Origin of the sequence: Acinetobacter sp. 22301 (assembly GCF_052045285.1) — a bacterium.
Classification (GTDB): Bacteria; Pseudomonadota; Gammaproteobacteria; order Pseudomonadales; family Moraxellaceae; genus Acinetobacter; species Acinetobacter pittii.
Window position 1 is genome coordinate 1 of the sequence record NZ_JBQEOR010000025.1, and the last position, 1424, is coordinate 1424.

The following is a 1424-nucleotide window of genomic DNA, read 5'->3' on the forward strand; positions in this document are numbered from 1 at the left end:
TCTTCTGTTACTGCCGTTACTGTATCGCCATCATTTAAGCCTGGGTTTGGCACAGTCCAAGTACCATCCGGTCCTGCTACAACACTTGCTGTACTACCGTCCGGATATGTCACAGTCACAGTTGAACCAGGTTCTGCTGTACCTGTAATTGGATCTGTCCCGTTAACCGGGTCAATCACTGGTGCTGCTGGTGCTGTTGTATCAACTGTCACCACTGCTGTATCGGTACCCGCATTACCTGCAGCATCAGTTGCCGTCACGGTAATGGTATGTGGACCATCAGTTAACGCAGGCAGTGTATTGTCTGCAAGCGTCCAGGTGCCATCACCATTGTTCACTGCCGGATAATCCACACCATCCACGTTCACAACTACGGTTGCTGTCGGGTCACTTACAGTACCGGTTAACGCAGGTGTGCTGTCATTGGTCAATACATCATCAAGTGCGACTGTCGGTGCAACTGCATCCACCACAGCTGTTGCTGGACCTGAGGTATTGCCCGCAGGGTCAGTCGCTGTTGCAGTCACTGTATCGCCATCCACCAGGTTACCCGGGTTTGGTACTGACCAGCTGCCATCTGTGCCTGCCACGACTGTTGCAGTGGTGCCGTCAGGGAAGCTGACTGTCACTGTAGAACCAGCTTCTGCTGTACCGCTCACTGGGTCAGTCGCATTGATTGGATCAAGTACAGGTGCATTTGGTGCTGTGGTATCAATCGTCACCACTGCTGTATCGGTACCTGCATTGCCTGCTGCATCTGTTGCAGTCACGGTAATGGTGTGTGGACCATCAGTTAACGCAGGAAGTGTATTGTCTGCAAGCGTCCAGGTGCCGTCACCATTGTTCACTGCCGGATAGTCAACACCATCCACGTTCACAACCACTGTTGCTGTCGGATCGTTCACTGTACCAGTGAGTGCAGGTGTGCTGTCATTCGTCAACACATCATCAAGTACAACCACCGGCGGTGTGATGTCTGCAGAGACTGTGCCTGTACCTGGCAATGAAGTATTGCCTGCAGGGTCAGTCGCTGTTGCAGTCACTGTATCGCCATCCACCAGGTTACCCGGGTTTGGTACTGACCAGCTGCCATCTGTGCCTGCCACGACTGTTGCAGTCGTACCGTCAGGGAAGCTGACTGTCACTGTAGAACCCGCTTCTGCTATACCTGTAATTGGGTCTGTCCCGTTAACAGGGTTAATTACTGGAGCATCAGGTGCAGTGGTATCGATTGTATATGTTTGTGTATCGTTAACAGTGCTGCTATTACCTACTGCATCAGTGAAGGTTACTTTGGCATCAATTGTTTTATCTGCATCCGCTGTTAAACCACTACCAGGCACACTTACTGTCCATGTACCTGCTGCACTGTCTACAGTTGCAGTATAAGTTACCCCATTAATAACAACTGTAACGGCTGTAGT

The 1424-nt window shown here is 51.1% G+C and carries 1 protein-coding gene; it reads right to left on the bottom strand.

Annotated features, from left to right (window positions below):
- Nucleotides 1-1424, bottom strand: a 1424-nt coding sequence (locus ACTJJH_RS18340; protein WP_440601571.1) for an Ig-like domain-containing protein, incomplete at both ends; no start/stop codon positions are given.